This is a genomic window from Tumebacillus amylolyticus (assembly GCF_016722965.1).
GTDB classification, from domain to species: domain Bacteria; phylum Bacillota; class Bacilli; order Tumebacillales; family Tumebacillaceae; genus Tumebacillus; species Tumebacillus amylolyticus.
On sequence record NZ_JAEQNB010000005.1, the window covers coordinates 325128 to 347546 of the forward strand.

General features: G+C 56.3%; 19 protein-coding genes and 1 other RNA gene. 4 read left to right on the forward strand and 16 right to left on the reverse strand.

The window, feature by feature from the left end:
• Nucleotides 1–134: 134 nt before the first annotated feature.
• Complete coding sequence (locus tag JJB07_RS17100; RefSeq protein ID WP_201637133.1) at nt 135–695, forward strand: DJ-1/PfpI family protein; 561 nt, start codon at nt 135–137, stop codon at nt 693–695.
• Between the two features lie 117 nt (nt 696–812).
• Entirely contained in the window at nt 813–2657 is a 1845-nt protein-coding gene (asnB, locus tag JJB07_RS17105; RefSeq protein WP_201637135.1) for an asparagine synthase (glutamine-hydrolyzing), read from the forward strand.
• Nucleotides 2658–2699: 42 nt separating this feature from the next.
• Here the strand turns inward: asnB and trhA are convergent, their stop codons facing one another.
• The 16 genes from trhA to ccpN all read right to left on the reverse strand — a co-directional run bounded on the left by trhA (nt 2700) and on the right by ccpN (nt 20905).
• Nucleotides 2700–3350 carry a PAQR family membrane homeostasis protein TrhA gene (trhA, locus tag JJB07_RS17110; protein WP_347338361.1) on the reverse strand — a complete coding sequence of 217 codons (651 nt, stop codon included), beginning with the start codon at nt 3348–3350 and terminating at the stop codon, nt 2700–2702.
• An 86-nt stretch (nt 3351–3436) separates the two neighbouring features.
• Nucleotides 3437–4219: a pirin family protein gene (locus JJB07_RS17115; RefSeq protein ID WP_201637137.1), complete on the reverse strand. Its 783-nt coding sequence runs from the start codon at nt 4217–4219 to the stop codon at nt 3437–3439.
• A gap of 118 nt (nt 4220–4337) precedes the next feature.
• Entirely contained in the window at nt 4338–5420 is a 1083-nt protein-coding gene (locus tag JJB07_RS17120; protein ID WP_201637139.1) for a DNA glycosylase AlkZ-like family protein, read from the reverse strand.
• An 82-nt stretch (nt 5421–5502) separates the two neighbouring features.
• On the reverse strand, nt 5503–6327 hold the full coding sequence (locus tag JJB07_RS17125; protein WP_430727232.1) for an aldo/keto reductase: 825 nt from the start codon (nt 6325–6327) through the stop codon (nt 5503–5505).
• A 130-nt stretch (nt 6328–6457) separates the two neighbouring features.
• Nucleotides 6458–6852: RNase P RNA component class A (gene rnpB / locus JJB07_RS17130), an RNA gene on the reverse strand.
• A 56-nt stretch (nt 6853–6908) separates the two neighbouring features.
• Entirely contained in the window at nt 6909–7166 is a 258-nt protein-coding gene (locus tag JJB07_RS17135) for a hypothetical protein (protein ID WP_201637143.1), read from the reverse strand.
• 68 nt (nt 7167–7234) lie between these two features.
• A complete protein-coding gene (locus JJB07_RS17140) occupies nt 7235–8371 on the reverse strand; it encodes a Nif3-like dinuclear metal center hexameric protein (RefSeq protein WP_201637145.1) in 1137 nt (378 codons plus the stop codon).
• A complete protein-coding gene (locus JJB07_RS17145) occupies nt 8358–9053 on the reverse strand; it encodes a tRNA (adenine(22)-N(1))-methyltransferase (protein ID WP_201637147.1) in 696 nt (231 codons plus the stop codon). The genes JJB07_RS17140 and JJB07_RS17145 overlap by 14 nt, the downstream gene beginning before the upstream one ends.
• 105 nt (nt 9054–9158) lie before the next feature.
• On the reverse strand, nt 9159–10799 hold the full coding sequence (locus JJB07_RS17150) for an AMP-binding protein (RefSeq protein ID WP_236588148.1): 1641 nt from the start codon (nt 10797–10799) through the stop codon (nt 9159–9161).
• Nucleotides 10800–11021: 222 nt separating this feature from the next.
• A complete protein-coding gene (locus JJB07_RS17155) occupies nt 11022–12161 on the reverse strand; it encodes an acyl-CoA dehydrogenase (protein ID WP_201637149.1) in 1140 nt (379 codons plus the stop codon).
• Nucleotides 12162–12335: 174 nt separating this feature from the next.
• The gene (locus JJB07_RS17160) at nt 12336–13229 is read right to left on the reverse strand and encodes a hypothetical protein (protein ID WP_201637151.1); all 894 of its coding nucleotides are present in this window, start codon (nt 13227–13229) and stop codon (nt 12336–12338) included.
• An 85-nt stretch (nt 13230–13314) separates the two neighbouring features.
• Nucleotides 13315–14472, reverse strand: a complete 1158-nt coding sequence (gene rpoD / locus JJB07_RS17165; RefSeq protein ID WP_201637153.1) for an RNA polymerase sigma factor RpoD — start codon at nt 14470–14472, stop codon at nt 13315–13317.
• Between the two features lie 28 nt (nt 14473–14500).
• On the reverse strand, nt 14501–16378 hold the full coding sequence (gene dnaG, locus JJB07_RS17170) for a DNA primase (RefSeq protein WP_201637155.1): 1878 nt from the start codon (nt 16376–16378) through the stop codon (nt 14501–14503).
• A gap of 411 nt (nt 16379–16789) precedes the next feature.
• Nucleotides 16790–19435 (reverse strand): pyruvate, phosphate dikinase, encoded by a 2646-nt coding sequence (ppdK, locus tag JJB07_RS17175; protein WP_201637157.1) that lies wholly within the window; start codon nt 19433–19435, stop codon nt 16790–16792.
• A gap of 2 nt (nt 19436–19437) precedes the next feature.
• Entirely contained in the window at nt 19438–20256 is an 819-nt protein-coding gene (locus JJB07_RS17180) for a pyruvate, water dikinase regulatory protein (RefSeq protein WP_201637159.1), read from the reverse strand.
• A 16-nt stretch (nt 20257–20272) separates the two neighbouring features.
• Entirely contained in the window at nt 20273–20905 is a 633-nt protein-coding gene (gene ccpN, locus JJB07_RS17185; protein ID WP_430727233.1) for a transcriptional regulator CcpN, read from the reverse strand.
• 196 nt (nt 20906–21101) lie between these two features.
• Here ccpN and JJB07_RS17190 point away from each other — a divergent pair, with 196 nt between their 5' ends.
• A complete protein-coding gene (locus tag JJB07_RS17190; RefSeq protein ID WP_201637161.1) occupies nt 21102–21521 on the forward strand; it encodes an EamA family transporter in 420 nt (139 codons plus the stop codon).
• A gap of 82 nt (nt 21522–21603) precedes the next feature.
• On the forward strand, nt 21604–22419 hold the full coding sequence (gene lgt / locus JJB07_RS17195; protein ID WP_201637163.1) for a prolipoprotein diacylglyceryl transferase: 816 nt from the start codon (nt 21604–21606) through the stop codon (nt 22417–22419).

A 22419-nucleotide genomic window follows, 5' to 3' on the forward strand; every position in this document is an offset into this window, starting at 1 on the left:
ATGTAACATCCTCTCTGCATGGGATCTAGGTCGAACTCTACCCGTATCCTACCACATGCGAAAAGGGATTGCGCGTTCTGTCACAGAATGTTACCTAATAAAATCCAATAATCGACACTTGGGAGGTTTTTGTCGTGAAGGTTGTCATTTTGGCGTTTGATCGCTTTACAGATATTGATGTATTTCTCCCGTGGGATCTGCTGAACCGCGTGGGCAAGTATACCAAAGGCGAATGGCAGGTGCAGATCGCCGCCACCACCTCGCACATCACCTCCGTCGCCGGCCTCACCATCCCCACCCATGCGGACCTCACCACTCTCTCCGACGCCGATGCCGTGCTCATCGCAAGCGGTGCCGGACTACAGGGTCTTTTAAAAGAATCCGAACTCCTCGAAGCCGCCCGCAACCTCAACTCCGACACCCAACTGCTCGCCTCGATGTGCTCCGGCTCCCTGCTTCTCGCTTCCGCCGGACATCTCACAGGCAAGCGTGCCACCTCTTACTACACCCGCGAAAAACAACTCCGCTCCTACGGCGTCGAATTTGTCTCGGAGCCGTTCGTGCTCGCCAGCCCGCAGATCGCCACGGCAGCCGGATGCATGGCTTCCCTCGATCTCTGCCGCTGGATGATCTCCTCTCTCCTCACTGAAGAGCTGGCGCAAAAAGTCCTGCGCGAAGTCGCCCCCAATCTGTAACGGAAACATAGACAATCCTCCCCGCATAGGTTATCTCATGCTAGGCGAGTGTCGTTCCCAATCTCACCTGAGGGAACTGTCTCGACGTGAATCCATAGGGGAGGGGAACGTGTAACTATGTGCGGAATCGCAGGCTGGACCGATTGGAAGCTTGACCTCACCCAACAGAGTGCCGTCCTGGAGGACATGGCGGAGACGCTGTACAACAGAGGTCCGGATGCCGGGGGCATTTTTTTATCCCAACATACAGCTTTTGCCCACCGCCGTCTCGCGGTGGTAGACCTTACAAACGGGCAACAACCGATGAGCCGGGTGCGCGGGGATCACACGTACACCTTGGTGTATAACGGTGAACTTTACAATACCGAAGACATCCGCCGCGACCTGTTGGCCCGCGGCTACAAGTTTCAAGGTCACTCCGACACCGAAGTCCTGCTCACGTCCTACATCGAGTGGGGCCCGGCGTGTGTGGAGCGTTTCAACGGGATCTTCGCATTTGCAATCTGGGACCCCAAAGAGCAAAATTTGTTCATCGCCCGTGACCGCCTCGGCGTCAAACCGCTGTTCTATGCGGAGCGCGGAGCAGGCTTCCTGTTTGCTTCGGAACTAAAAGCGTTGCTGGCTCACCCTGCCGTCGAGCCGGTTGTAAACGCGGAGGGTCTTGCGGAAGTGTTCGCCATCGGACCGGCGAAGACGCCGGGCCACGGCGTTTTTCAAGGTGTTCACGAGCTGAAACCGGGGCACTTCTTGCAATTCAGCCGCAACGGGTTGAAGATCACGCAATACTGGAAGCTCGACAGTTTCCGGCACGAGGACGACTTTGACACCACTGTCGCCAACGTCCGTGAACTGCTCCAAGACGCGGTCGAACGCCAACTGGTTTCCGACGTCCCGATCTGCACGTTCCTCTCGGGCGGTCTCGATTCCTCGATGATCTCGGCGTTTGCAGCGAAAAAATTCGAGCGCGAGAACCTCGGCAAACTCCATACCTTCTCCATCGACTACAAAGGCAACGACAAAAACTTCAAGAAAAGCGACTTCCAACCGGACCCCGACGCTCCGTTCGTCACGCGGATGCAAGAGTTCCTCGGCTCCGAGCACCATTACATCGAGATCGACACGCCGCAGCTCGTCGACTCTCTGCGCGACGCCATGTTCGCCCGCGACTTGCCCGGCATGGCGGACGTCGACTCCTCCCTGCTCCTGTTTTCTCAGGAGATCAAAAAGGAAGCGACCGTCGGTCTCTCCGGCGAGTGTGCCGATGAAATTTTTGGCGGCTACCCGTGGTTCTACCGCGAAGAAATGGTCAATGCAGGTACATTTCCGTGGTCGCGAAACAAAGCGGACCGTGCGACATGGCTGTCCAAGGAATGGAGCCAGCAAATCAACATCGAAGAGTACGTCCAAGACCGCTACCACCAAGCCCTCGCCGAAGTCCCGCATCTGGCGGGTGAAAATGCCGCCGAGCGTCGGGCGCGTGAAATCTCCTACTTGAACCTGTTCCGCTGGATGCCGACTCTGCTCGACCGCAAGGACCGCATGACGATGTTTGCGTCGCTCGAAGTGCGCGTGCCGTTCTGCGACCACCGCATCGTCGAATACATGTGGAACGTCCCGTGGGAGATGAAATACTACGAACAACGCGAAAAAGGCTTGCTCCGCAAAGCCCTCGAAGGCGTGCTCCCCGACGACATCCTCTATCGCAAGAAAAGCCCGTACCCGAAAACGCACAACCCGAACTACTTCGCCGCCGTGCGCGACATGGTCCTCAAAGTGCTCGATGACAAATCGTCGCCGCTGCACCAGCTCATCGACGTGGAAACGATCCGCGAGATCGCCAAAGCCAACGACCCCAACTTCGTCAAACCGTGGTTCGGGCAACTCATGGCCGGCCCGCAATTGTTCGCGTATCTGGCGCAAGTCGATACCTGGTTGCGCAAATACAACGTGCGGATCGTATAAAAAAAGCTCTTAGTGCCGCTACGGCGCTAAGAGCTTTTTCCTTTACACAGTTGCCACGAAAAAGGCGATCATCACGAAATGCAACACACTGCCCGCCGAGACGAACATGTGCCAGACTTCGTGGAAGCCGAATTTGCCGGGGAAGAAATCGAGTTTCTTGGTTCCGAAAATCACGGCGCCGATCGTGTAGGCGATCCCTCCGAGGAACATGAAGAGAATCGCGCCTGCGGGGAGGTTCTGGATCAGTTTGAAGAACGGCACGACCGCAATCCAGCCCAGTGCCACGTAGATCAGCGTGGAGATCCAGCGCGGGATGTTCATGAAGAACAGTTTAAGCACCATCCCCGCCCCGGCGAGTCCCCAGACGACGGAGAGCATCGTGACTTGCCATGCGCCTTGCAGTCCGTAGGCGAACACCGGCGTGTAGGTGCCGGCGATCAGGAGAAAAATTGAGACATGGTCGAACTTGCGGAGCCAGAGCTCCTTGCTCGGAGTCGTGCGGACGGCGTGGTACAACCCGCTCGCGAGGTACAGGACGATCAGGCTCGCCCCGTAGATGATCAGGGAGGACAACTTGCCCGCTGTCTGTTCGGAGAAGGCTACCACCAAGTAAATCAACCCAACGACCGCCGCCGCGCAGGTCAACAGATGTGACCAGGCGTTGACCGGTTCTTTCACTCGCAACCACCGCACGAGATCAAGCCTCCTTTTTCGAACTTTAGTTATCTAAAGCATAACTGACTGTGGAGTCTAAATCAAGTCGACGAGAGGAGTATTTTTTATGCGTAAAACTCACGGACATGGCGATAGTCCGGGTACGCCAGAACCGATGGAACGAGGATGAAGATCACACGCGCCGGTTGGTTGTCGGCCGCAGTGACGGTGACCTGCTCTGCTACTTCCGCTCCATACACGGCGAAGACGCGATGCGGGACGCGGGTCGTGTCTTTTTTGCCATCCGTCCATTCGGTGTTGCCTTCTACAACGAGCGCCGTCAGCGAGTAACCTGCGGGCACATCCTTGGAAAAAGTCGCCCCGGCTTCCAGCGTGACGTCCCACATCTGCGCGTCCGCGACGAGTTGAACCGGGGACTCTCCCCCGACCACAGACTTCACGGTCGCTCCGTTCTCCACGACCGCCGGGAACTCCTCATGCTCAAACTGCGCGTAGGTCGGTTTGCGTTTCACAGCATCGCCGGTGAACGGCTCGAACCAAATCTGGAAGCCATCGGTATCTGCATCCATCGTCTCTGCATGATACGCTCCGCTGCCCGTCTGCATGACCTGCGCGCCGCCGCCCTTGACCGTGCTGACAGTGCCAAGCGAGTCCTTGTGCCCGCCGACGCCGGTCATGAAGTAGGTGACGATCTCAAATCCCTTGTGCGGATGCATCGGGATCTCGCCAAATTCCTTCGCCGAAAACCAAGCCCAGTAAAAAAGCGGCCCGACCCGCTTCACCGCGGACCCCTCTCCCGGGAAGCCGATCGGTTTCTGCTCCACGATCTTGCCTCCGTCAAAATAGCCAACCGCCTGTTGATCCGGCGTGTACAAATTCATAGCCATTGCCAACATCTCCTTTTCGTCTATATGAACTTACTTTTTGTAAGCTACTTATCTTATCGAAACTATAGCAGTTCCCAAGGGTTCCTGTCAACCAAAAGAGAACCTGAGCCGCACGCGGTCAGGTTCTTATCTTGGCATCAAGAAACAGGTACTTATGCAATCTGTCCAACAGTTCATCGAGCTCCGACTGTCGCGGGTCTTCCCTCCAGATCAGACGTTGAATTTGCAGGGTCTTGCTCTTGCGTTCCGCTTTCAAGTCGATGGTGCCGACGATCCGGCCTTGCATGAGGATCGGGAGCGCGAAGTAGCCGAATTGGCGCTTATCTTCGGGGAAGTAGCTCTCCAAGCGGAAGTCGAGGTCGAACAGTGCTTTCACTCGCGGGCGGTACCAGATCAGGTTGTCGAACGGCGAGAGCAGCGTGGCGTGCGTCGGAGGCTCCTCGGTGAGCGCCTGAGAGTGCAGGAGTTCCAAGTCTTCTTCCAGTATGTAGGTGCCGTCGTCCAGTTCGCGCACGTCGGGGAGGTGTTGCAGCGCTTTTTGCACGACGTTTGGTTTGAAGCGGAAGTAGTCGGCGATGTCCTTCAAGGTCGCCGCGCCCATCGCTTGGAGGGCGAGACGGGTGTAGCGGATGTGGGTTTCGTCTGCGGAGACGGACTTCACGGGGTGTTGCAGTTGGTAGACTTTCTGGAATTTTTCGTTGCGCGTGATCGCAACGTGTCCGGCGCGCCAGAGTTGGTCGAAGGCGCGGCGCACGGGGCTCATCTCCCAAGTTGCAAGTTTCGCCGTGGTCCCGCCGACGAGGTCGTTGACGTGCTTGCCGTGGACGGTGCCGCGCTCTTGGAGCGTTTGCAAGAGGACGTGGTGGAGTTCGGTCATGTCGAGCTTACCTCTTGAAGCATCCATCCACGATTGAAAATACGTACGCTCCTCCTCGGGCAGTATGGAGAGCGCATGCAGGTACAACTCAAAGATCTCCCCCTGCTCGTACCACTCCAACAGCCACTCCTCCCGAAATTCTTGCATCCGGGACCAGAACACCAAGTGCTGGCTGCGGGTGACGACGCTCATCGTGTCGAGTTGGACGAGACCTAAGCGGCGGAGGATGGCCATCGCCTCGTCTTTGGTGTTCGCGGTTGGCATGTGGTACAGGCCTTGCTTCCATAAATTCAGGCGAATGATGGCTTCACGTTCCAGTTTCATGCGTGGACTGCCTCCCTTTCTCTCGTCTGCAAAAAAAGGAACCGGCCCGCGCTGACGGGTAGGTTCCTTTTTTCACAATTGCTTAGAAGTCGAAGTTGTCCGGGTCCGGACCGAATCGACGGTTTTCATTCATGGCGTTCAGTTCCGCCATGTCGTCATCCGACAGTTCGAAGTCGAAGATGTTCGCGTTCTCCGCGATGCGGGTCGGATTGACCGACTTCGGGATGGTGACGACTTCGTTTTGCAGGTCCCAGCGGAGTACGATCTGGGCGGCGGACTTGCCGTATTTTTCAGCGAGTTGGCTGAGGACCGGCACGTCGAGGTTGCCTTGCATCAGCGGACTCCATGCTTCGAGTTGAATTTTGTTCTCGCGGCAGAAGGTCAGCAGTTCCTGTTGGTTCAGGAGCGGGTGGTACTCGACTTGGTTGACCATCGGTACGACTTCTGCATCGGCGAGCAGGTCTTGCAGGTGGTTCACATGGAAGTTCGAGACGCCGATCGCGCGGACACGACCGTCCTTGTAGAGCTTCTCCAGGGCGCGCCACGTGTCTTTGTACTTGCCTGCGACCGGCCAGTGGATCAGGTAGAGGTCGAGGTAGTCGAGGCCGAGTTTCTTCATGCTCTCGTCAAACGCTGCGAGCGTGGTGTCGTAGCCTTGGTTGGAGTTCCAGACCTTGGTCGTCACGAAGATCTGGTCGCGCGGGACGGAGCTCTCACGCAGAGCGCGACCGACGCCCTCCTCGTTGCCGTAGATCGCGGCGGTGTCGATGCTGCGGTAGCCGGTTTCAAGTGCGGACTGAATGGCGTTTTCCACTTCGTTCTCGGCGGTGACTTTCCACACGCCAAGGCCAAACCACGGCATCTGTACGCCGTTGTGAAGCGTGGTGGTGTCGGTCAAAGATTTGATGGCCATCTGGATCGCCCTCCTCTGTTTCCCATGATGAGTTATGTACACCCTTTAGTATACCAAAAAAAGGCACTCATACTGCAACCTGCGTCACAGTACAAATGCCTTGTCTTTTGTTTGTATGGATTCTCCGAAAAGCGGGGCCTGTAAGCCGAGTTTTGTCCTCCGAGTCGAGCTCGGAGTGGCAACCATCTTTCTAGGCGTGTTGTTGCCAACACGCTCAAGCGACCAACCCGAGTCCGCGCCGGGCAAGCGCATGTGGACTCCTATCCGGTCTTGCTTCGGGTGGGGTTTACCTAGCCAGCCTGTCTCCAGACTGCTGGTGCGCTCTTACCGCACCGTTGCATCCTTGCCCGCACCTGCGCTTTTTTGAAAAAAAAACGAGGCCGTTGGCGGTTTGTTTCTGTAGCACTTTCCTTAGGATCGCTCCCACCGGCCGTTAGCCGGCACCCTGCCCTGTGAAGCTCGGACTTTCCTCCCGTGCGGCTTTTCAGCCGTTGCACCGGCGATTGCCCGGCCCCCTTTTCGCAGAAGTAACTATACCACCGAAGCCAAGCTCGGAGCAAGTCCCAATTCTTGGCTTACGGATACAGCGTATCTTTGCGGCGTTGCGGAACTTCATTGAGTTTGCGAATTCGCTTCGAGGTGCAGAAGTTGCACTCCGTCACGACCTGTTTCTTCTGCTCGTTGGCCAACTCCGTATAGATCACTCGCTGCATGATCCTGCCGCAGTCAGGGCATTTGGTGATCGTCAGCATGAATTGCAGAAACGAATACGCGTATATGAAGACCAAAAAAGCTCCGAGTATCGCAATGGCACTAACTAGGATTGAAGCCATGCTCGTTCACCCCCACACACAATACATATGGGGATGTCCGTTGAAACATGCCTTGCCGAACGGCTCTCTTAGACGAAGGAGAACGGCTCCGTGTCGGTTTCCGAGACGAGAATTTCTGTGTCGAAACCGTATTGGCGCATCTTGGCTTCGAGGTAGGCACCGAGGCTTGGCAGGACGAGTTTTTCTGTATTATGTCCCGGATCGATCATGCACAACCCCTCGGCCGCCGCGTCCTGTGCGTAGTGGTAGCGGATGTCGCTGACGACAAAAACGTCTGCGCCCTTGCGCAGCGCATCCGGGAAGTACTCCTCCCCCGACCCGCCCCAGACGGCGACTCGGCGAATTTTGCGATCCAGAGGTCCGACGACGCGAACGGTGGGGACTTCGAACTGTTGCTTGACGAATTCGGCGAATTCGGCGAGCGTCATCTCTTCGACGAGGTCACCGACGCGACCGACGCCGAGCGCTTGGCCCATGATTTCGAGCGGGTAGAGATCGTAGGCGACTTCCTCGTAGGGATGAGCTTGGAGCATCGCGGCGATCACTTTGTCTTGGATGCGTTCCGGGACGACCGTTTCGAGGCGAATTTCGTTGACGCGCTCGAGTTCACCCTGTTTTCCGATGTACGGATTCGTGCCTTCTTGCGGGACGAACGTGCCTGTGCCCGGCGTGTTGAACGTGCAGTGGCTGTAGTTGCCGATCCAGCCGGCTCCCGCGTCACCGACCGCTTGGCGAACTGCTTCGTGGTGCGTCTCGGGGACGAAGACGACGAGTTTTTTCAAACGGGTGTTGTGAACGCGGGTCACGATGTCGGTGTTCTCCAGATGCAGACGAGACGCGAGAATGTCGTTGACGCCGCCCTCGGCGATGTCGAGATTGGTGTGCGCGACGTAGACGCTGAGGTTGTTCGCCAGCAGTTTTTGCAGTTTGCGACCGTACGGGGTGTCGGTGCGGATCGTCTGCACCGGGCGGAAGATCATCGCGTGGTGGGCGATGATCAAGTCTACGCCCTTGGCGATCGCTTCGTCGATGACACCTTCGTCGTTGGAGTCGAGCGTCAGCATGACTTTGCGCACGGGGGTGTTCGGGTCGCCGACGTGCAAGCCGACTTTGTCCCACGACTCGGCGAGCGAGAGCGGGGCCATCTCTTCAAGCGCCGCCGTCACTTGGCGGACGGTGGCGTAGTTGAGGTTAGGATTGGACATGGTTTCGTACCTCCTCCAATTGGGCGCGCCGGGCGAGAAGCTCCTCTTTGCGAGCGAGGCCGTTCTCCGTGGGGGCCTTCTCGATCGAGGCAAGGGCGCGGCGGATCTTGCCTTGTTCATAGTCGACACGGTCGATGACGCGCGGGTGTTTGCGTTCGAGGTTGAACGGGCCGAATTCGAGTTGCATCGGGTCGGTGATGTTCATCTCCCCGCGTTCGGCGACGAGAATTTCGTAGATGCGCTCGTCTTCGGTGAGAATGTCTTCGTCGATCAGTTTCCAGCCGTGGTTTTGCAGCCAGATGCGGACACGGTCGCTGTCTCCCTGCGGCGAAAGCACGAGGCGGGTGACGCCGACGAGTTTTTCCTTGCCCGCTTCGAGAATTTCGCGGATGTTGTAGCCGCCCATGCCGGCGATGGTGATGACGTCGACTTCGCCCGGTTGGAGGACGGCGAGGCCGTCGCCTTTGCGAACGGAGATGAAGTCGGCGAGGCCGTTTTCGCGGACGTGGCGGTCAGCGCCCTTGAACGGGCCGTCGTTGACTTCGCCTGCAACGGCAGACGTAGCGATGCCTTTTTGGACCAAGTAAATAGGAAGGTATGCGTGGTCGCTCCCGATGTCCGCCACTTTGACGTTCGGCGGGACGTTCGAAGCGATGCGTTCTAAGCGTTCTGAGAGATTCATCAACTGGGATCACCTTATGTATGGAATGGTTGCTGTACTAGTATAAACCAAAAAGCGGCCCGACCTCAAAGGGAGGTCAGGTCGCCTTTTTCAAACCGCGAAAACTCAGGCGAGGTTGAGCTTCTCCACCGCTTGTTCGCGGAGTTTGAATTTCTGGATCTTGCCCGAGGCGGTCATCGGGAATTGGTCGACGAATTCGATGTAGCGCGGGATCTTGAAGCGGGCGATTTGCCCGTCGCAGTAGGCGCGCAATTCGTCGGGGGTGAGATTCGCGCCGTCCTTCAAGATGACGAATGCCGCCGCTTCTTCGCCCATGCGCTCGTCGGGGACGCCGACGACTTGGACGTCGAGGACCGCCGGGTGCGCATAGAGGAATTCTTCGACTTCACGCGGGTAGATGTTCTCGCCGCCGCGGATGATCATGTCCTTGAGACGGCCTGTAATTTTCACGTAGCCGTCTTCGTCCATCGTCGCGAGGTCGCCGGTGTGCAACCAGCCGTCCGGATCGATGGTCGCCGAAGTGGCACCGGGGTTTTTGTAGTAGCCCTTCATGACGTGGTAGCCGCGGGTGACCAGTTCGCCCTGTACGCCGCGCGGGACTTCGTTGCTCGTGCCCGGTTCCACGATCATAACTTCGACGTTCGGTAGTGCGTAGCCGACCGTGGTGACGCGATGTTCAATCGAGCAGTCGCTGCGGGTCTGGGTGATGACCGGAGAAGACTCCGTCTGCCCGTAGGCGATGGTGACTTCGCGCATGCCCATTTTTTCGACAACCGCTTTCATCACTTCGATCGGGCATGTCGAACCTGCCATGATGCCGGAACGAAGCGACGTGAGGTCGTACTTGTCGAAGTCCGGATGGTTGAGTTCGCCGATGAACATCGTCGGGACGCCGTACAGGACGGTACAGCGCTCGGCGTGAACGGTTTGCAAAACTTCCAGCGGGTTGTAAGACACAATCGGAACCATCGTCGCGCCGACGGTAACCGCACCGAGCGTCCCCATCGAGCAACCGAAGCAATGGAAGAACGGCACCGGAATGCACATGCGGTCGCCGGGTGCGAGGTTCGTGCAGGAAACGACGTTGCGCGAGTTGTTGACGAGGTTGTTGTGAGTGAGCATGACGCCCTTGGGGAATCCGGTCGTGCCCGACGTGTACTGCATGTTGATCACATCGTCCGGCTCCGTCGTCGCTTGGCGGGCTGTGAGTTCCTCATCCGTTACGTCGAGACCCATCGCCATGATGTCCGACCAGTTGAACATACCGGGGTATTGTTTGTCATCGAGGATGATGACGTTTTTCAAAAAGGGTAAGCGAGCGCTTTGCAGTTGACCCGGTTCGCAGTCGCGCAGTTCCGGGATGAGCTCGTACACCATCTCGACGTAGCTTGCTCCTTTGAACTCTTCCATCAAGATCAGCGTCGTGGAATCGGACTGGCGCAGCAGGTATTCCAGTTCGTTTGCGCGGTACGAGGTGTTCACGGTGACGAGGATCGAACCGATCTTGCCGGTCGCAAATTGCGAGATGACCCACTCCGGGTAGTTCGACGCCCAGATCGCGACGTTCTCTCCGCGTTGCAAGCCGAGTTTCAAGAAGCCTTTCGCCGCTTGAGAGACGACAGCGTGGAATTCTCGGTAGGTGTAGCGCAAGCCTCTGTCGTGGTAGACGAGGGCCTCGTTGTCGGGGTATTGGGCTGTGATCGTATCGAGCAAGTTGCCTACGGTGGTGTTCATGATATCCGCCATGTGCGCTCTCTCCTTTTTCTCCTACAAGTCCAGAAAATTCACTACTATTTATTCGCTTTGGAGTCGGAGAATTCCTGTCAACACTTGGCGTTAACAAAAAAAGCGGCCCCCGGCGGTTGCCGGGGGCCTCAGGTTGTGTGTGGTGATGCTTGCTAATCGTTATATCCGTACAAATGGATAATGTTTATTCGCCACTATAAATTATACACACAATGGCGAATCTTAGCAACCAATTTGTCGAGCGATGACGATACGTTGGATTTCCGAAGTGCCTTCGCCGATTTCCATCAGCTTCGCGTCGCGGAAGAAGCGCTCGACCGGGTATTCCTTCATGTAGCCGTAGCCGCCGTGGATTTGGATCGCTTGGTCGGTTGCGCGCATGCAAATTTCAGATGCGAACAGCTTCGCGATTGCGCCTTCCTTGGTGAACGGACGGCCGTTGTCTTTCAGCCATGCCGCTTTGAGAACCGCGGTGCGAGCGAGTTCGATGTTCATCGCCATGTCAGCGAGCTTGAACTGGATCGCTTGGAACTTGGAGATCGATTGGCCGAACTGCATGCGCTCTTGGGAGTATTTCAGAGCCGCTTCGTACGCTGCTTGTGCAATCCCGACCGACAGTGCGCCGATGGAGATGCGGCCGCCGTCGAGGGTGACCATGAATTGCTTGAAGCCCATGTTCTCTTCGCCGATCAGGTTTTCACGCGGAACGCGCACGTCTTCCATGATGATCTCGGCGGTGTTGGAGCCTTTGAGACCGAGTTTGTCATACGGAGTGGAGGTGCGGAATCCCGGGGTGTCGGTCGGGACGATGAACGACGAGATGCCCTTGGTGCCTTTGGACTTATCGGTAACCGCGGTAACGATGCAAACGCCCGCGTAGGTGACGTTGGTGATGAAGCACTTGGAGCCGTTGATGACCCACTCGTCGCCGTCGAGAACGGCGGTGGTTTGCGTGCCGCCTGCGTCAGAACCTGCATTCGGCTCGGTCAGACCGAACGCGCCGAGGATCTTGCCTTCCGCGAGCGGGGTCAGCCATTTTGCCTTCTGTTCTGCGGTACCAAAGTAGTAGAACGGAGAAACGCCGAGCGAAACTGCCGCTGCGTAGGAGAGACCGTGCGAGCCGGACGCTTTCCCGACTTCTTCAACAGCCAATGCGTATGAAATGGTGTCGCCGCCTGCACCGCCGTACTCTTCCGGAATCGGCAGGCCGAGGAAGCCCAACTCGCCCATTTTCTTGAAAGTGTTCAACGGGAACTCCCCGGTTTTGTCCACGTGTTCCGCTTCCGGCAGAATTTCAGCTTCTGCGAAGTCGCGAACCATGTTGCGGATCATCTGTTGGTCTTGGGTCAAATCAAAATTCATTTGTAATCCTCCCCTTGCTGTGTATGCGCTCATCGTGGACCGACCAGTTGGTAGGCCTTGTTCAAAGAAAAGTCCCGTTCTTGAAAGCGTATACAAATGGGAACGGGACTGAATGAGTACACATTCATTATTCGTACTTTCATTATATACAGAGAATTGAGTCCATGCAAGCGATCATTCAGAGGAAAGCGCAGGAGACGCCGGCAGCGACGATTGCACGTCGAGCTTGGACACCCACTTGCGCAGGTCGATGCGGAACACGATCAACATCGTGATCAACGCCGCGAGTTTGAGGAACACGATGCCCTGCACGAACAGGTCCATCGGCATCGTGAACAGCAACATCCGCATCTCCGGTCCGAAGATCGCCACGATGCCAAACAGCAGGAACATCGGAGACAAGTACACACGGCTGCGACCCAACAGGACGCTTAGGAAAACCAAGAACGCAAACGGGAGAATCCAATATAAGTGCAAGAGGCTGTACGTCGCCGCGCCCGGATTGCCAAAGAGCTCCAACAGGTTAAAATAGATCAACAGCATACCGGCCAGACCTGCTCCCCCGATCAAACGGGTGCGTCCGATTCCACCGATCAAGATCCAGATGAAAAACACGAAGGCCATCACCCCAAGCAAAGCCCCCTTGTCATCCACCGCTCCGTTCGCCCAGAGGGAATAATACCCATCGAGCACCACCAGCAACGCAGCTGCTCCCAGCCACCCGATGCGGGCAAGCGGATTGGAGCGTCCTTGACGGTTTGCCAAAAAATAGGGAACCATCGACGCGATTGTCAGGATGCCGATTTGCATTGGCATTGGAAACCATGTAAAATTAAAAACAACAACCAAGCACACCAGCAACACCGCGAGTCCGATCAGAACGCGGTTCAACGAATCGCTCAATCTGCCGCTGACGAATCCTTGCTTGGATTCCGTCTGCTCATCGGAAAACGACTCGCCCTCACCGTAGAGGTTCATTAAAAAGTCGCAATATTCTGCCGGAAGCAATTTACTAGTGCGCCAGTGCTTGATCTCTTGCAGAATGACGTGTTTCTGTTGTTGATTCACCGGGGGTCACCCTCCACTTTTCACTTTCGCCCTCGATTGATAAACAAAAGGCACCCACTGCGAAAGTGAGTGCCGGGTAAGTTCCTTATTCAAGGAAATCTTTGAGGCGTTTACTGCGGCTCGGATGACGCAGTTTGCGAAGCGCTTTGGCTTCGATCTGGCGAATCCGTTCACGGGTAACCCCGAAGACCTTGCCGACTTCCTCAAGCGTACGGGTACGACCGTCATCAAGGCCGAAACGCAGACGCAATACGTTCTCTTCGCGCTCGGTCAGCGTGTCAAGCACGTCCTCGAGCTGTTCCTTGAGCAGTTCATACGCCGCTGCATCTGCCGGAGCCAATGCATCTTGGTCCTCGATGAAGTCTCCAAGGTGCGAGTCGTCCTCTTCGCCGATCGGCGTTTCCAGAGAGACCGGCTCTTGGGCGATCTTCAGAATCTCGCGAACTTTGTCCGGGCTCATGTCCATCTCGGCTGCAATTTCCTCAGCCGAAGGTTCACGGCCCAGTTCTTGCAGGAGTTGACGCGAGATGCGGATCAGTTTGTTGATCGTCTCGACCATGTGTACCGGAATCCGAATGGTACGGGCTTGGTCGGCAATCGCACGAGTGATCGCTTGGCGAATCCACCACGTTGCATAAGTGGAGAACTTGTAACCTTTGTTGTAGTCGAACTTCTCAACCGCTTTGATCAAGCCCATGTTGCCCTCTTGGATCAAGTCCAGGAACAACATCCCACGGCCGACATAGCGCTTGGCAATCGAAACAACGAGTCGAAGGTTCGCTTCTGCCAGACGACGTTTTGCTTCTTCGTCGCCCTCTTCGATGCGTTGTGCAAGTTTGATTTCTTCCTCAGCGGAAAGCAACGGCACACGGCCGATTTCCTTGAGATACATCCGTACAGGGTCGTTGATCTTGATACCCGGCGGTACGCTCAAGTCGTTGAGGTCAAACTCTTCCTCCTCAAGTCCACCCTTCGGACCGTCCTCGTCTTCCTCATCATCATCGTCGTCATCATCATCGAAGCCCGGATCTTCATCCGATTCATTGATAACTTCAATGCCTTGTTCGGAAACGTGGTCGAAGAATTCGTCGATCTGATCGGAGTCCTGATCGAACGGCGAAAGTTTGTCCATGATCTCGCTGTATGTGATCACGCCGCGTTTTTTGCCAATGTCCACGAGGGATTGCTTGACTTCCTCAAGCGTGAGAGCTTGTGCTTCTCCGTCTTTCACGTTTTTCACCATCCCGACCCCTCCTTCCCCTAAGGAGTAATTAGCTATTGTTACGATTCTTCAGGGCTGAGATAGAGGACTTTATGCGTTCCATTTCGGCACGCGCCGTCAACATTCCTTCCCAATCCCCTCGATTTCCGCACTCGACAGAGGCGAGATCGAAACGCTTCAACTCTCGTTCCAGGTGGAACACCCGGATGCGTTGGATATATTCATCAACGAATTCAGGACGTCTGTCCAGCTCGTCGACCTTGAACAACAGTTGAGTGGTCAACTTGATCAAATCGCGGTCTTCAAGCCCCGTGAGGAACTTTTGCGGATCGGCCTGTTCATGCTCTGCGTAGTACGCATAGAGATGGGCCGCCAGCGCAAGATGTTCGTCCACAGAAAATTCGTCAGCCAGCTCGTCTTGAACTTGTCTTGCTACCCCTTCATCGATTAACATATGAGTAAGGAGTATGCGTTCTGCTACGATGTGTGCAGGCAGAGGTGCAGACGATTTGCCAAACCTGGCAACGCTCACTCCATCCGCATTATTTCTATTAGTATTCCACTTCCTGTCGGGTTTATCCCCTGCAGGGGCGCTTTTCTTCGCCAGCCTGACCTCTTCATTCAGCGCATCAACAGACACACCGAACTCTTCGGAGAGCTCCCTGAGTTGCTTTTCCAACTCCATCGGCGAGGTCACTTCCGTCAAGACCGTTTGGATCACGGCTTTGAGGTAGTCTTCCCGACCCACATCTGTGGAGAGGTTGAAATCTTTGCGCATGGCGAGCACGCGGAAAGTTGTCATCGAGGAGGCATTGTCTTGAATCGCGCGTACATAGGCATCCTTGCCGTACTTTTTCAAGAAATCGTCCGGGTCCAGCCCTTCCGGCAGTGTGGCGACCCGCGTCTTGACTTCGGCGTCCTTGACGACCTCGGCGGATCGCAGAGCTGCTTTCTGTCCGGCCGCATCGCCGTCGAACATCATGACGATCTCCTGCACGTTGCGTTGGAGAAGCCGCACATGATCGCTCGTCAACGCCGTCCCGAGTACGGCTACCACGTTCTGAACTCCGGCTTGGTACGAAGCAATGACGTCCATGTAGCCTTCGAGGACGAGCACTCGACCTTCGGAGCGCATGTTGGAGCGCGCCCGGTGCAAGTTGTAGAGATGCCGACCCTTGTGGAACAGCGGCGTCTCCGGCGAGTTCAGATACTTGGGTCCGGAGTCCTTCTCCTTCGTCAAGATCCGACCGCCAAATCCAATCACGTTGCCTTGGGCATCATGGATCGGATACATCACACGGTGACGAAACTTATCAAAGTACCTACCCTTTACATTCTGCGCTTCTGACAATAACCCTGCTTCGAAAAGCAACTCTTCCGCAAATCCCCGCTTGAGCAGAAATTTGCGCAACACATCCCAAGCATCTGGCGCATACCCGAGTTGGAACGCATCGATGGTGGTGCGGGAGATTCCGCGCTCCTCCAGATAGCGAAGCCCAAGTTTGCCGTGCTCGGTGTTCATCAGGATGTGGTTGTAATACTTCGCTGCAAGTTCGTGGGCGCGGAGCATTTCCTTGCGCCGTTTGTACTCTGGAGACTCAACGTCCTCCATCTCTTCGGCCGGCAATGCGATGTTCGCCCGTTGGGCCAACCGCTCCACCGATTCTTGGAACGTGATCCCTTCCTTCTCAATCAAAAAAGTGAACAGGTTCCCGCTCGCGGAGCATCCGAAGCAATGGTACAGTTGTTTGTCTTGAGATACATGAAACGACGGAGACTTCTCGTTGTGAAACGGACAGAGCCCGGTGTACGAATTGCGACCGGCCTTCTTGAGTCCCACATACTCCCCAATGACGTCCACGATGTCGAAATGCTGGCGTACTCGTTCCACGATCTCTTCCGGAATCCGCCTTCTCAACTTGGTCATCACCCTTCATGCATGTCGGTCTTCCCGAGTACGTTAGATATTCGCCAAGGTTCTACAATATCCTTCTGCACCTTCGACACAATTTTGACAGGGTGTACAACCATTGAGATCAGAAACATGCATCGTACAGTATTCTACGACTCCTATCGAATTCCTTCTACCAATTCTTCATTCGGACATAATTCGACAAAAATCTTGTTTCGACCCTCACAAATACGTCCCTAGTATAGACTCTCGGGTCGGGAAATATTCCCGTCTACTACCGCATTTGAAATGGTTTGTCAAGATTGATTTGAGATCTTCCCTAATATGTACGCGACCATTTTGAAAAAATCCTTCTTTGCTCAAAACGTTCACAAATTATGAAAACCCCCGCTTGCAGAGCGGGGGTTTTTTTGATTCGTTGTTCTACTAGTTAGAGTGGCGAAGAGTAGCCTGTGCCGCAGCCAGTCGAGCGATCGGCACACGGAACGGCGAGCAGGACACATAGTCAAGGCCCGTGCGGAAGCAGAAGTCGATGGAGTGCTTCTCTCCCCCGTGCTCCCCGCAGATGCCCAGTTTCAGGCCCGGCTTCACGGCGCGGCCCTTCTCCGTCGCCAACTCCACCAACTTGCCAACGCCGTTCTGGTCGAGCACTTGGAACGGGTTGTCGGGCAGGAGTTTGCTTTGCAAGTAGTGATGCAGGAACTTGCCTTCCGCATCGTCTCGCGAGTAGCCAAAGGTCGTCTGCGTCAGGTCGTTCGTGCCAAACGAGAAGAAATCGGCTTCCTCGGCAATCTCATCGGCGGTCAGAGCGGCACGCGGCACTTCGATCATCGTACCGACGAGGAACTCGAACTTGTGCCCGGTCTCTTCCATGACCCGCTCGGCAGTTTGCAACACCAGTTGCCGCATCTCTTTCAGCTCGTTGACATGCCCCACGAGCGGAATCATCACTTCCGGAATCGCGTTGACGCCCTCTGCTTGCAACTTCGCTGTGGCGAGAAAAATCGCTCGCACCTGCATCGCGTAGATTTCCGGATAGGTGATCCCGAGACGGCAACCGCGATGGCCGAGCATCGGGTTGAATTCGTGCAGGGCGCGGACTTTGCGGATCAGGTTTTCTTTTTCCCGCGTGACACGGCGTTCGACGCCCTCTTGCAGACGCAGCTTGGTCAGTTCGACGACGAGGTCTTCGAGATTCGGCAAAAATTCATGCAGCGGCGGGTCGAGCAGGCGAATCGTCACCGGCAGACCTTCCATGCTGCGGAGAATGCCTTCAAAATCGCTCTGTTGCATCGGCAAGAGCTTGTCGAGCGCGTCCATGCGTTCCTCAAACGTCTCGGCGAGGATCATTTCTTGCACGATCGGCACGCGGTCTGCCGCCATGAACATGTGCTCCGTCCGGCAGAGACCGACGCCCTCCGCACCGAATTCGCGGGCTTTGGCGGTGTCTTCCGGGTTGTCGGCGTTGGCGCGAACGGCAATTTGGCGCACTTCGTCCGCCCATTGCAACAACAGTTTGAATTCTTGGGACAGTTCCGGGTCGATCAACGGCACGTCACCGAGGATGACGCGACCGGTGCCGCCGTCGATGGAAAGCAAGTCGCCTTCGCGCAGAGTTACTTCACGGACGGTGACCGTTTTCGCTTCGAGGTCGATGCGCAGGTCTTCACAGCCGCAGATGCACGATTTGCCCATCCCGCGCGCCACGACGGCCGCATGCGACGTCATGCCGCCGCGAGAGGTCAAAATGCCTTGCGCCGCCACGATCCCGTGGATGTCATCCGGTGTGGTCTCCGGCCGCACGAGGATGACTTTTTTTCCATCGCTTGCCCATTTGTCGGCGAGGTCGGCGTCGAACACGATCAGGCCCGAGGCAGCGCCCGGAGACGCCGGCAAGCCCGTGGCGATAACGTTGAGCTTGGCGTTGTCGTCGATGCGGCGATGCAGGAGTTGATCGAGCGATTCCGGGTCCACTCGTTGCAGAGATTCTTCCTTAGAGAGAATGCCTTCGTTGCACAGATCGACGGCGACTTTGACAGCCGCATGCGCCGTGCGCTTGCCGTTGCGTGTCTGCAAGATGTAGAGCTTGCCGCGCTCGACGGTGAATTCGATGTCCTGCATGTCTTGGTAGTGCTGTTCCAACCGTTCGCAGATGAGGCTGAATTCCTGATAGACGTTCGGCAGGACTTCTTCCAACGCCGAGATTGGCTGCGGGGTGCGGATGCCTGCGACGACGTCCTCCCCCTGAGCGTTGATTAAAAATTCTCCGTACAGTTCGCGTTGGCCGGTCGACGGGTTGCGGGTGAAGGCAACGCCGGTGCCGGAGTCTTCGCCCAAGTTCCCGAACACCATCGACTGCACGTTGACGGCGGTGCCGAGGTGGTCGGGAATTTTGTTGATGCGGCGGTAGACGATGGCGCGCTGGTTGTTCCATGATTTGAACACCGCTTGAATGGCGAGGCTCAATTGTTCTTGCGGGTCTTGCGGGAAGGGAGCCCTTGTCTCCTTTTGAACGAGTGCTTTGTAGGATGTGATGATGGTTTTCCAGTCGTCGGCGGTCAGGTCCGGGTCGTGTTCCACACCGCGGGCGTGCTTGACGTCTTCGAGGATTTGTTCAAAAAAGTAGTGGTCGATCCCGAGCACGACGTCGCCAAACATCTGGAGGAAGCGACGGTAGCAGTCGTACGCAAAACGGGCGTTGCCCGTAAGCGTTGCCAACCCTTCCACAGTCTGGTCGTTCAGCCCGAGGTTCAGGACGGTGTCCATCATCCCCGGCATCGAGAAGACCGAACCGGAGCGAACGGAAACCAACAGCGGGTTCGCCGTATCTCCGAACACTTTCCCGGTGCGACGTTCCAGATCGGACAAAGCGGCGGAGATCTCGGCACGCATGTCATCCGACAGCGCACCGCCGTCCACGTAGTATTGGTTGCACGCTTCGGTCGAGATCGTAAAGCCCTCCGGCACCGGCAGCCCGGCGCGCGTCATCTCGGCGAGATTCGCGCCCTTGCCCCCTAACAATTCCTTCATCCCTGCGTTGCCTTCGTTAAAAAGGTAGACAAATTTGCTCATGTTTACCCGCGGCCTCCCCGTTTGATGATGTCCATGATGATGCTGGCAGTTTCTTCAACGGCTTTGTTCGAGACGTTAATGACAGGACAACCAATTCTCTTCATGATCTTCTCCGCGTATTCGAGTTCGGAAAGGATGCGTTCATGTGCGGCGTAGTTGGCTTGCGAGCGCAGACCGAGTGCTTTCAAACGCTCGGTGCGGATCAAGTTCAACTCGTCGGGCGAAATCGTCAACCCGATCACTTTGCGCGGGTTGACTTCAAAAAGTTCCTCCGGCGGCGTCACTTCCGGCACGAGCGGGACGTTCGCCGCTTTCAAACGCTTGTGGGCGAGGAACATCGAGAGCGGCGTCTTGGACGTGCGCGAAACCCCGATCAACACGACGTCGGCCCGCAAGAGACCGCGCGGGTCTTTGCCGTCGTCATACTTGACGGCGAACTCAATCGCTTCCACACGGCGGAAGTACTCGTCATCGAGCTGGTGGACGAGACCCGGCAAGTTTTTCGGACTTTGGTTGTTGATTTTCGAGAACGCTTCGATCATCGGACCGAGGATGTCGACGGCGATCACGCCGTGTTCGGTCGCTTCTCGAAGCAGAGCTTCGCGCATCTCCGGCAAGACCAGCGTGTAGCCGACGAGCGCGTTGGCTTCTTTGGCGGCTTGCACAACTTCGCGAATCGGCTCAAAATCATCGACATACGAGATCCGTCTGATCTCCACCCGCCCGCCGTTGAATTGGCTGGCAGCGGCGCGGACGACAAACTCGGCGGTTTCCCCGACGGAATCAGATACTACATAGACGATTGGCAACTGTGGCGTCATGGTTGTCGCCTCCTCCTCACACTTCTCGATTTTCACCAAGTTCTACGAAGACTTTGGCGATGGTCGTCTTGGTAAAGCGTCCGATCACTTCGAGGTTGCGCCCCGCCGCATCGACGGGTCGTACCACCGGACAGGAGTCGATCTGGTAGTCGATCAATTTCTTGGCAGCGTCATAGACCGTATCGTCTCCCGTGACGGTGACGATGTTCGGCATCCGCGTCATGGCGAGCGTCACCGGCACTTCGCGGGTGTCTTGGTTGCCGATGGCGACTTTGAGCAAGTCTTTGCGCGAGACCACGCCGGCAAGCAATCCACCCTCCTTCACGACGAAAATACTTCCGACGTCTTCCATAAACATCATGACGATCGCATCGTAGACCGAAGTATTCTCGGCGATGTTGATCGGCACGGCTTTGTATTCGCGAACCAGCATCTTGCGCAGTTGATCTCCGAAGATCTGGCCTGACTTTTTCCCCGCGTAAAAATACCCGACACGAGGTCGCGCTTCCAAGAAGCCCGCCATCGTGAGAATCGCGAGGTCCGGGCGCAACGTCGCCCGCGTCAGTCCGAGGTGATCTGCGATGTGTTCGCCTGTGATCGGACCTTGGTCCCGAACGATATCCAAGATCTGCTGTTGTCGTTTGGACAGTTCGATGGTACACACCACCTTTGCACGCTTCAAAATGTGACATACTGATAAGATCAAATGAGCTATATAGTATATACTATATCGCATGTTGCCCATTCCTGCCATGCCTGCCGAAACCATTTTCGCAAAAAATTTCATGTCCCCGTCCCCCCTTGGGCATACCAAGGACAAACACTGCTGTAGGAGGGATTGTTGCATGAGTTGGCTCGTAATGGCTTTGCTCTCGGCCGTTTTCGCTTCGTTCGTCGCGATTCTTGGCAAGATCGGCATGAGTGGCGTGGACAGCAATTTGGCGACGGCGATCCGTGCGGTGGTGATGGCGGTGGCAAGCGTTGTCTTCGTCGCGTTCACAGGCTCGCTCGGGAAGATCGGCACCGTCGACAAAAAAGCTCTGCTGTTCATCTTGTTCTCCGGACTTGCAGGTGCGGCGTCGTGGATGTTCTACTTCGGAGCGCTGCGTCTCGCTCCGGCTTCGAAAGTGGCGCCCATCGACCGTTTGAGCGTGGTGTTCACGCTGATCCTCGCCGCGCTGTTCTTAAAGGAAAAAATCTCGTTTGGCATCGTCGCCGGCTGCGTGCTGATCGTCGCAGGTTCCATCCTGATCGCACGGGCGTAGCTGTGCGCCGGCACACCTTTCCTTCTCGACCAAGGTTGGTTACAATGGAGGCAACAACCTGAGACACTAGGAGGAATGAACGTTGCATCAAATCCTTTTCCATATCGGCTCCTACGAAGTGCGCGCGTACGGCACGATCGTTGCGATCGCGATCTTGCTCGCTGCGGGGTTGACGATGTATATGGCCAAGCAAGCCGGCAAGTACGAAGAGCATGTGCTCGGTCTCGTCATCTGGGCGATCGTCGGCTCGATCATCGGGGCGCGCTTCTGGCAGGTCTTTTTCTTTGAGTGGCATTACTATTCGCAGCATCTCAGCGAGATGTTCGCAATCTGGAACGGCGGCATGTCGATCCAAGGCGGCTTGGTCGGCGGCTTCGTCGGCGGCGGGCTGTACACGTACTTCAACAAGATTCACTTCTGGGAATTTGCGGACCTCGCCGCACCGGGGGTCATCCTCGGACAAGCGGTCGGCCGCATCGCCTGCCTGATGAACGGCGATGCCTTCGGTTCTCCGACCGGCAGCAACTTCGGCTTGGTCTACCCGCCCGGCACATTCGCATACGATACATACGGCGACCAACCGCTGTGGCCGGCAGAAGTTTGGGAAGGCCAGTGGGATTTGATCGTCCTCGCGTTGCTGTTCATCCTCAAGATGCGCAAACAACCGACCGGATACCTGTTCCTGTACTACAACATTCTCTACTCCTTCGGGCGGTTGATGCTGGAGTTCTTGCGCGGGGATACGGACCGTTTTGCCGGTTTGACGGCTGCGCAATGGACTTCGCTCGTGGTGATCGTGCTCGCGATTGGCGTGATGATCTACCTGAAGTTCAAACCGGCGAAGACCAGTGAGCCTCGTGACAAGCAAGAGGAACGAGGAACACCCAACCCTGTCTAG